This window comes from Enterobacter sp. PL1, from assembly GCF_945957325.1.
Lineage (GTDB): Bacteria > Pseudomonadota > Gammaproteobacteria > Enterobacterales > Enterobacteriaceae > Enterobacter > Enterobacter roggenkampii.
Map to the genome: position 1 here is coordinate 20,851 of NZ_CAMFKT010000037.1, position 8,266 is coordinate 29,116.

General features: G+C 51.7%; 7 protein-coding genes and 1 pseudogene. All 8 read right to left on the bottom strand.

Going from position 1 to position 8,266, the window contains the following annotated elements; translation table 11 throughout:
- Positions 1 to 37: 37 nt before the first annotated feature.
- Positions 38 to 4,066 (bottom strand): DNA-directed RNA polymerase subunit beta, encoded by a 4,029-nt coding sequence (rpoB, locus tag N6P30_RS22225; RefSeq protein WP_008503453.1) that lies wholly within the window; start codon positions 4,064 to 4,066, stop codon positions 38 to 40.
- 319 nt (positions 4,067 to 4,385) lie between these two features.
- Positions 4,386 to 4,751, bottom strand: coding sequence for a 50S ribosomal protein L7/L12 (rplL, locus tag N6P30_RS22230; protein ID WP_002445276.1), 366 nt, complete (start codon positions 4,749 to 4,751; stop codon positions 4,386 to 4,388).
- Positions 4,752 to 4,817: 66 nt separating this feature from the next.
- Complete coding sequence (gene rplJ / locus N6P30_RS22235) at positions 4,818 to 5,315, bottom strand: 50S ribosomal protein L10 (protein ID WP_003862338.1); 498 nt, start codon at positions 5,313 to 5,315, stop codon at positions 4,818 to 4,820.
- A 291-nt stretch (positions 5,316 to 5,606) separates the two neighbouring features.
- A complete protein-coding gene (gene rplA / locus N6P30_RS22240; protein ID WP_006810530.1) occupies positions 5,607 to 6,311 on the bottom strand; it encodes a 50S ribosomal protein L1 in 705 nt (234 codons plus the stop codon).
- Positions 6,312 to 6,314: 3 nt separating this feature from the next.
- Positions 6,315 to 6,743, bottom strand: a complete 429-nt coding sequence (rplK, locus tag N6P30_RS22245) for a 50S ribosomal protein L11 (protein ID WP_008503452.1) — start codon at positions 6,741 to 6,743, stop codon at positions 6,315 to 6,317.
- Positions 6,744 to 6,898: 155 nt separating this feature from the next.
- Positions 6,899 to 7,444, bottom strand: coding sequence for a transcription termination/antitermination protein NusG (gene nusG / locus N6P30_RS22250; RefSeq protein ID WP_003862341.1), 546 nt, complete (start codon positions 7,442 to 7,444; stop codon positions 6,899 to 6,901).
- Position 7,445: 1 nt separating this feature from the next.
- A complete protein-coding gene (secE, locus tag N6P30_RS22255; RefSeq protein ID WP_003862342.1) occupies positions 7,446 to 7,829 on the bottom strand; it encodes a preprotein translocase subunit SecE in 384 nt (127 codons plus the stop codon).
- Positions 7,830 to 8,058: 229 nt separating this feature from the next.
- Positions 8,059 to 8,266, bottom strand: a pseudogene (gene tuf / locus N6P30_RS22260) (elongation factor Tu); the annotation flags it as partial.

Below are 8,266 nucleotides of genomic sequence, written 5' to 3' on the forward strand. Positions count from 1 at the left end.
GGGTTAACCCGGCACCAGTGACCTGTTTGAGCGAGAATTACTCGTCTTCCAGTTCGATGTTGATACCCAGCGAACGAATCTCTTTCAACAGTACGTTGAAGGATTCTGGCATGCCTGGTTCCATCTGATGGTTGCCGTCCACGATGTTTTTATACATCTTAGTACGACCGTTCACGTCATCAGACTTAACGGTGAGCATTTCCTGCAGGGTGTATGCCGCGCCGTATGCTTCCAGCGCCCACACTTCCATCTCCCCGAAGCGCTGACCACCGAACTGTGCCTTACCACCCAGCGGCTGCTGAGTAACCAGGCTGTAAGAACCGGTAGAACGAGCGTGCATCTTGTCGTCGACCAGGTGGTTCAGTTTCAGCATGTACATGTAACCTACGGTTACCGGACGTTCGAACTGTTCACCGGTACGGCCGTCAAACAGCGTAATCTGACCAGACGTTGGCAGACCACCCAGTTGCAGCAGCTCTTTAATTTCTGCTTCTTTTGCACCGTCGAATACCGGCGTTGCAATTGGCATACCTTTGCGCAGGTTCTCTGCCAGACGCAGCACTTCTTCATCGCTGAAGGTGTTCAGGTCGACTTTCTGACGCACGTCGGTACCCAGATCGTAGGCACGCTGGATGAATTCGCGCAGTTTCGCGACTTCCTGCTGCTGTTTCAGCATGGCGTTAATCTTGTCGCCGATACCTTTCGCAGCCATACCCAGGTGAGTTTCCAGGATCTGACCAATGTTCATACGAGACGGTACGCCCAGTGGGTTCAGTACGATATCTACCGGCGTACCGTTAGCATCGTGCGGCATATCTTCGATCGGGTTGATCTTAGAGATAACACCCTTGTTACCGTGACGACCTGCCATCTTATCACCAGGCTGGATCTGACGTTTAACAGCCAGATAGACCTTAACAATCTTCAGCACGCCTGGTGCCAGATCGTCGCCCTGAGTGATTTTGCGGCGTTTCGCTTCGAGTTTTTTCTCGAACTCGTGTTTCAGCTCGTCATACTGCTCAGCCAGCTGTTCCAGCTGATTTTGTTTCTCTTCGTCGGTCAGGCCCAGTTCCAGCCAGCGATCGCGTGGCAGTTTGTCGAGCTTCTCAGCTTCAACGCCACCGGCAACCAGCACCGCATAGATACGGCTGAACAGACCCGCTTCGAGGATCTGCAGTTCTTCAGACAGGTCTTTCTTAGCCTGTTTGAGCTGCATCTCTTCGATTTCCAGCGCACGCTTATCTTTCTCAACGCCATCACGAGTGAAGACCTGAACGTCGATAACCGTACCGGAAACACCGTTTGGTACGCGCAGAGAAGAGTCTTTAACGTCAGACGCTTTCTCACCGAAGATGGCACGCAGCAGTTTCTCTTCTGGCGTCAGCTGGGTTTCACCTTTCGGCGTAACCTTACCAACCAGAATGTCGCCGCCGGTCACTTCCGCACCGATGTAAACAATACCGGATTCATCCAGTTTGGAGAGCGCAGCTTCACCCACGTTAGGGATGTCAGCAGTGATCTCTTCTGGCCCCAGCTTGGTGTCACGGGACACACACGCCAGTTCCTGAATGTGGATGGTGGTGAAACGATCTTCCTGAACCACACGCTCGGAGACGAGGATGGAGTCTTCGAAGTTGTAACCGTTCCACGGCATGAACGCTACGCGCATGTTCTGACCGAGCGCCAGTTCACCGAGGTCGGTGGACGGACCGTCTGCCAGCACGTCGCCGCGCTCAACTGGCTCACCCAGAGATACGCAAGGCATCTGGTTGATACAGGTGTTCTGGTTAGAACGGGTGTATTTGGTCAGGTTATAAATGTCGATACCAGCTTCGCCCGGGTACATCTCGTCTTCGTTAACTTTGATAACGATACGGGAGGCATCCACGTACTGAACAGTACCGCCACGCTTAGCAACTGCAGTAACACCGGAGTCAACGGCAACAGCACGTTCCATACCGGTACCAACCAGCGGCTTATCAGCACGCAGAGTTGGAACGGCCTGACGTTGCATGTTCGCACCCATCAATGCACGGTTGGCGTCATCGTGTTCCAGGAACGGGATCAGGGACGCACCGACGGATACCACCTGCTGGGTGGATACGTCCATGTAGTCAACCTGGTCGCGGCTGAACAAGCTGGATTCGCCTTTGCTACGGCAGGTCACCAGATCTTCTACAAAGTGGCCTTCGTCATCCAGGTTGGAGTTCGCCTGAGCGATAACGTAGTTGCCTTCTTCGATAGCAGACAGGTAATGAATTTCGTCGGTAACAACACCGTCGGTCACTTTACGGTACGGGGTCTCGAGGAAACCGTATTCGTTAGTCTGTGCGTACACGGACAGGGAGTTGATCAGACCGATGTTTGGACCTTCAGGCGTTTCGATTGGACATACGCGACCGTAGTGGGTCGGGTGTACGTCTCGAACTTCGAAGCCTGCACGTTCACGGGTCAGACCGCCTGGGCCGAGTGCAGAGATACGACGCTTGTGCGTAATCTCAGACAGCGGGTTGTTCTGGTCCATGAACTGAGACAGCTGGCTGGAACCGAAGAACTCTTTCACTGCTGCAGAAATCGGCTTGGCGTTGATCATATCCTGAGGCATCAGGGTATCCAGATCGCCCAGAGACAGACGCTCTTTCACCGCACGCTCTACACGTACCAGGCCAACGCGGAACTGGTTTTCCGCCATTTCGCCTACGGAACGGATACGACGGTTGCCGAGGTGGTCGATGTCATCCACTTCGCCTTTGCCGTTACGGATATCGATGAGCTTCTTCATCACTTCGATGATGTCGTCTTTGCTCAGGATACCGGAACCTTCGATTTCGTCGCGCAGCAGAGAACGGTTGAACTTCATACGACCAACCGCGGACAGATCGTAGCGGTCTTCGGAGAAGAACAGGTTCTCGAACAGGCTTTCTGCCGCTTCGCGAGTTGGTGGCTCACCAGGACGCATCATGCGGTAGATTTCAACCAGCGCGCTCAGACGATCGTTGGTTGGGTCGACGCGTACAGTCTCAGAGATGTACGGACCGTGGTCCAGATCGTTGGTGAACAGCGTTTCGATACGTTTGTGGCCAGCCTGACTCAGCTTAGCCAGCAGATCCAGGCTCAGCTCCATGTTAGCCGGGCAGATCAGCTCGCCAGTTGATTCATCAACGTAATCTTTCGCGGCTACTTTTCCTGCAATGTATTCAACCGGAACTTCGATGTGTTTGATATCATCTTTTTCCAGCTGGCGGATGTGGCGCGCGGTGATACGGCGACCTTTTTCCACATACACTTTGCCGTCGGCTTCGATGTCGAACGACGCGGTCTCACCACGCAGACGTTCCGGCACCAGCTCCATCTGCAGCTTGTTGTCGCGGATTTCAAAGATCACTTTCTCAAAGAACAGGTCCAGGATCTGCTCAGTGGTATAGTTCAGTGCACGCAGAATGATGGTTGCAGGCAGTTTACGACGACGGTCGATACGGACAAACAGGTTGTCTTTTGGATCGAACTCGAAGTCCAGCCAGGAACCACGGTAAGGAATGATGCGTGCGTTATACAGTACTTTACCGGAAGAGTGCGTTTTACCTTTATCGCTGTCGAAGAAGACGCCCGGGCTACGATGCAGCTGGGAAACGATAACACGCTCAGTACCGTTAATAACGAAAGTACCGTTGTCCGTCATGAGTGGAATTTCACCCATGTAGACTTCTTGTTCTTTAATGTCTTTTACGGTGCCTTCCGGCGCTTCGCGCTCGTAGATCACCAGACGCAGTTTCACGCGCAGCGGTGCGGAATAGGTCACGCCACGGATCTGACATTCCTGAACGTCAAACACCGGTTCGCCAAGGCGGTAGCTGACGTACTGCAGCTCGGAGTTACCGCTGTAGCTCTGAATCGGGAACACGGAGCGGAAGGCTGCTTCCAGACCGTACTGCCCTTCAGGATCTTGCTCGATAAACTTCTGGAACGAGTCAAGCTGGATAGAAAGGAGATATGGAATGTCCAGAACTTGTGGACGTTTACCAAAATCCTTACGAATACGTTTTTTCTCGGTATAGGAGTAAACCATAGGGTTCCTCAGCTCGCTGACAAGTCGACCCATCTGTCCGACGAAGGGACAGTTTGTGCAACACCATTTTGTGGACCGGAAAATTGAATACTTTCCGCAATACCTGTTGCTATCACGCTTAAATCATTTCGTCGCGATTTACACAGAGCGAGCACCCTGTCGCAATATATTAAGTCGTCGATAGAAACATGCATTGTCAGGACAATCAGCAGTCAAACAGTGTGAAATGCTACTGATGCCTTACAGCGCAAAAAGGCTGGTGACTAAAAAGTCACCAGCCATCAGCCTAATGACTTAGGCTGCAACCAGAAAAGTTGGCTTATTTAACTTCAACTTCAGCGCCAGCTTCTTCCAGAGATTTTTTCAGTGCTTCTGCGTCGTCTTTGCTCACGCCTTCTTTCAGCGCAGCTGGAGCAGATTCTACCAGGTCTTTAGCTTCTTTCAGACCCAGGCCAGTTGCGCCACGTACTGCTTTGATAACAGCAACTTTGTTCGCGCCAGCAGCTTTCAGAATTACGTCGAATTCAGTTTTTTCTTCAGCAGCTTCAGCCGGGCCCGCAGCTACAGCTACAGCAGCAGCAGCAGAAACACCGAATTTTTCTTCCATTGCAGAAACCAGCTCTACAACGTCCATTACGGACATAGCTGCTACTGCTTCAATGATTTGATCTTTAGTGATAGACATTTAAATTGTTCCTGAAAATCAGAATAAGTTTATACGTAAGCAAATGCTTTATAAAGATAACTGCGATTAAGCAGCTTCTTTCGCATCGCGTACAGCAGCCAGAGTGCGAACCAGTTTGCCAGCCGCAGCTTCTTTCATGGTTGCCATCAGGCGTGCAATTGCTTCTTCGTAGGTCGGCAGGGTTGCCAGGCGATCGATTTGCGATGCCGGGATCAACTCACCTTCAAAGGCTGCAGCTTTGACCTCAAATTTTGCATTCGCTTTCGCGAACTCTTTGAACAGACGAGCAGCAGCGCCCGGGTGTTCCATAGAGTATGCAATCAGGGTCGGACCAACAAACGTGTCTTTCAGGCACTCGAACTGAGTACCTTCAACTACGCGGCGCAGCAGGGTGTTACGAACAACACGCATGTATACGCCAGCTTCACGACCTGCTTTACGCAGTTCAGTCATTTTGTCTACAGTAACGCCACGGGAATCCGCAACTACTGCAGACAGCGCGCCTTTGGCTACTTCGCTGACTTCAGCAACAATCGCTTGTTTGTCTTGAAGATTTAAAGCCATTAGCTTTGCTCCTGGATGTTTGCCGGAACTCATGTTCCGGAACTCACTTCACTCTCCCCAACGGAAAGAGCGTCTTAATACGGTGAGCAGAAACAAGCCAGAGTATCCAAAAATAATCTTAGCGTTCTGTCACCGTCTACGCAGGGGATTAAGTCTCTTGCGAAACACCTGCGGTCTTCGACGGAGGCCTGGATTAGGCCAGGCTCCAACGAACAAATCTTTTAGCCGCTAACTATTGTTAGCAAACGTGGGGGTAAGATTGTAGACAAAATCACCGCCCACGTAAAGGCATTAGTTTGCAGCAGCGCTCAGGCCAGCCTGGTCAACTGCAACACCTGCACCCATGGTGGTGGAGATGCTAACTTTCTTGATGTACACGCCTTTTGCCTGAGTTGGTTTTGCTTTTTTCAGCGCAACCAGCAGAGCTTCCAGGTTTTCTTTCAGTTTGTCAGCGTCAAAGTCCACTTTACCGATGGTGGTGTGGATGATGCCGTTTTTGTCGTTACGATAACGAACCTGACCTGCTTTAGCGTTCTTAACCGCTTCAGCAACGTTAGGGGTTACAGTACCCACTTTCGGGTTTGGCATCAGGCCGCGTGGACCCAGAACCTGGCCCAGCTGGCCAACAACGCGCATTGCATCTGGAGAAGCAATAACAACGTCAAAGTTCATTTCGCCTTTCTTGATCTGATCAGCCAGATCTTCCATACCTACCAGTTCAGCGCCGGCAGCTTTAGCAGCTTCAGCGTTTGCACCCTGAGCAAATACAGCTACGCGAACGGAACGGCCAGTACCGTGTGGCAGTACAGTTGCGCCACGAACGTTCTGATCGGATTTACGCGCGTCGATGCCCAGGTTAACGGCAACGTCAACGCTTTCAACGAACTTAGCAGTTGCCAGTTCTTTCAGCAGAGCGATAGCTTCGTTGATGTCGTACTGTTTGGTCGCATCAACTTTGTCACGGATCACGGACATGCGCTTGGTCAGTTTAGCCATTTCTTAGTCCTCCACTACCAGGCCCATGGAACGTGCAGTACCTTCGATTGAGCGAGTCATCGCTTCAATGTCGGCACCAGTCATGTCGGCAGCTTTGGTCTGCGCGATTTCCTGCAGCTGAGCGCGGGAAATTTTACCCACTTTGTCTTTGTTCGGTTTACCGGAACCAGACTTGATACCAGCCGCTTTCTTCAGCAGAACTGCTGCTGGAGGGGTTTTGGTAACGAAAGTGAAAGAACGGTCAGCGTAAACAGTGATTACGACTGGGATTGGCAGACCTTTTTCCAGGGATTCCGTTTTTGCGTTGAACGCTTTACAGAATTCCATGATGTTCACACCCTGCTGACCCAGAGCTGGACCAACTGGTGGACTTGGGTTCGCCATACCAGCTGCAACCTGCAGCTTGACGTAGGCTTGTACTTTCTTAGCCATTCTAAAATCCTCTGATTGGGTAATAGCGCCTCAGTGAGGCTCCCCGTGAATAAAATTCGTTTTACGGGCCGGGCCCATAAAAACAAAAGGCGCGAAATTGTATTCCAATCTCGCGCCCTGTGCAACGATTAAATCGTCGCTTTTTTGATCGCTGCTTAGGCTTTTTCGACCTGCGCAAAGTCCAGTTCTACCGGGGTCGCACGACCGAAGATAGATACAGAAACTTTCAGGCGGGACTTTTCGTAGTCCACTTCTTCAACGACGCCGTTAAAGTCAGCAAACGGACCGTCATTAACACGAACCATTTCACCCGGTTCAAACAGCGTTTTCGGACGCGGCTTATCACCAACCTGCTGCAGGCGGTTCATAATCGCATCCACTTCTTTGTCGCTGATTGGCGCCGGACGGTCAGACGTGCCGCCGATAAAGCCCATCACGCGCGGTACGCTGCGCACCAGGTGCCAGCTCGCGTCGTTCATCACCATCTGAACCAGCACGTAACCCGGGAAGAATTTGCGCTCGCTTTTGCGACGCTGACCGCCACGGATCTCGACCACTTCTTCGGTCGGAACCATAACTTCGCCAAATAACTCTTCCATGTTGTGTAATTTGATATGCTCACGCAGCGACGTTGCTACGCGGCCTTCAAAACCGGAAAACGCCTGAACGACGTACCAGCGCTTTTTAGGGGCTTCAGACATCTCAGAACCTCAGGCCAGTGATAAAGGATACCAGGCGAACCAGAATACCATCCAGTCCCCACAGGATCAGTGACATTACAGCGGTAACCGCCGCTACGATCAGCGTGGTGTGCAATGTTTCCTGGCGAGTCGGCCAAATTACCTTACGGACTTCGGTACGCGCTTCGCGAGCAAAAGCGACGGTCGCTTTGCCTTTCGTCGTCAACAGCGCGACACCACCCGCTGCAGCAATCAGAATTACCACTGCAAGCGCGCGTAGCGGCAGCATCATGTCACGATAAAGGTAGTTGCCGACAATCGCTACGATCAGCAGAACGGCTACTACTACCCATTTCATCGCTTCCAGGCCGCGCCCGCTCCCTTGAGCTTCGGTATTCGCACTCATAAACCAACCTGTCAGAAGTATTCTACAAACATTTTCACCCCGCGATTGCGAGGCAAACCAAATCGAAATGCTAATTCGCTTTTCGAATTATACGCTCTCTGCAGAGCCTGTCTCAGCAATGATTATGACAAAAATAATCACTGATGAGCCAGGTTCTGACGTGAAAGCGTGCAAAAAGGGCATCAAATGATGCCCTTTTATTGCGCATTGCGTCAAATGTTATCAGCAATTAGCCGAGAACTTTAGCAACCACGCCCGCACCAACGGTACGGCCACCTTCACGGATTGCGAAACGCAGACCGTCGTCCATCGCGATTGGGTGGATCAGCGTCACAACCATCTTGATGTTGTCGCCTGGCATTACCATCTCAACGCCTTCTGGCAGTTCGATGGTACCGGTCACGTCAGTAGTACGGAAGTAGAACTGTGGACGGTAA

Bases quoted from the DNA above. Each gene is read 5' to 3' on its own strand.
- rplK (WP_008503452.1), bottom strand. From the start codon at position 6,743: ATGGCTAAGAAAGTACAAGCCTACGTCAAGCTGCAGGTTGCAGCTGGT.
- secE (WP_003862342.1), bottom strand. From the start codon at position 7,829: ATGAGTGCGAATACCGAAGCTCAAGGGAGCGGGCGCGGCCTGGAAGCG.
- rpoB (WP_008503453.1), bottom strand. From the start codon at position 4,066: ATGGTTTACTCCTATACCGAGAAAAAACGTATTCGTAAGGATTTTGGT.
- nusG (WP_003862341.1), bottom strand. From the start codon at position 7,444: ATGTCTGAAGCCCCTAAAAAGCGCTGGTACGTCGTTCAGGCGTTTTCC.
- rplA (WP_006810530.1), bottom strand. From the start codon at position 6,311: ATGGCTAAACTGACCAAGCGCATGTCCGTGATCCGTGACAAAGTTGAT.
- rplL (WP_002445276.1), bottom strand. From the start codon at position 4,751: ATGTCTATCACTAAAGATCAAATCATTGAAGCAGTAGCAGCTATGTCC.
- rplJ (WP_003862338.1), bottom strand. From the start codon at position 5,315: ATGGCTTTAAATCTTCAAGACAAACAAGCGATTGTTGCTGAAGTCAGC.